The following is a 1,032-nucleotide window of genomic DNA, read 5'->3' as shown; positions in this document are numbered from 1 at the left end:
GCTTCTCAGACCCATACATGGGGCTGAAAGCGGTGTTTGTTCGGTCGTTCGACGGTCGATCCAATGCTCAGTAAAAATTGCATCTATTAAGGCGGAGGACAAACAGCGATTTCCTTTTGGAGTGAAAAGAAGAACTGCTTTTGAGGTTTCTCCATGTTAAAACGTATGTTCTGTCAATCACCGGCCTTCGCAGCGCATCCGCTTCCTCCGTTCAAACGCCAAAGCTTGCCTGGTCGCAGCCGGCACCGCCCCAGGCCCGCGAAAGCGCAGATTGGGGCTCCTATCGCCCGCACCAACCGCCTCTTGAAAAAAATTCCTTCATTACCGACGCGAACGCGGCGGCGCTGATAGAAGCATCTCCCCGTACTGCCGCATTTGTTCCCCGACCGTGCATTGCTGGATGCAAAACGATTGGGCGTACGTTTTGCCGTACTCTTTCCGGAACGTGCTTTTTAAAAAGCAGCCATCGCAGTACGTTTCCTCCAGCCAAGCGATTTGGTCCAATATTTCTTTGCGTCGGTTCCGCTTCTTTCCCATACGACCTTACCCTTTCCCTGTCAATTCCGTTCGGCTTGTGATGATCTGCCCTTCAAGCGCCTGGCGGGCGAGCGAATCCGCCTCTTTATTTTGTTTGCGCGAAATCGGCTCGTACGCCGGTTCGATGTGAAGCTCGCGCATTTTCGCTTCAATGCGGTCAAGCCAGATGTTGAAATCGTCCTCAAAACACGGCCAATCGCCGGACAGCTGCTTTAACACGACGTGGGAGTCGCCGCGGAACGTCACCGGCAAATGATGGACGCCAAGTTCCTCGAGCAGCTGCATGACAAACCAAAACGCCGCATACTCTGCCTCATTATTGGATTTGATTTCGCCGAGCCGGCGGTTGGCGCGCAACCGGTAGCGATGATCGTTTTGCTTATAGTATACGACCGCGCCGGCGCCGCCTTGGGACGTCTCATGGTCAAAGCCGCCGTCGAAATACACAACGATCTCATGCGGCTCGCCGGCGATCTCCTCAAGCAGCTTTTGCAG

2 protein-coding genes are annotated in these 1,032 nt (G+C 54.3%); both read right to left on the bottom strand.

The features are described 5' to 3' along the window. Positions 1–321: 321 nt before the first annotated feature. Positions 322–537 (bottom strand): zinc-finger domain-containing protein, encoded by a 216-nt coding sequence (locus tag VU18_RS05920; protein WP_011230850.1) that lies wholly within the window; start codon positions 535–537, stop codon positions 322–324. A gap of 6 nt (positions 538–543) precedes the next feature. Further along, a partial coding sequence (locus VU18_RS05915) for a reverse transcriptase-like protein (protein WP_047757760.1) occupies positions 544–1,032 on the bottom strand: 489 nt, incomplete at its 5' end.

The organism is Geobacillus sp. ZGt-1 (assembly GCF_001026865.1).
Classification (GTDB): Bacteria; Bacillota; Bacilli; order Bacillales; family Anoxybacillaceae; genus Geobacillus; species Geobacillus thermoleovorans.
Note: the sequence above shows the minus strand (reverse complement) of the source record. Positions and strands in the feature narration are given on the sequence as shown.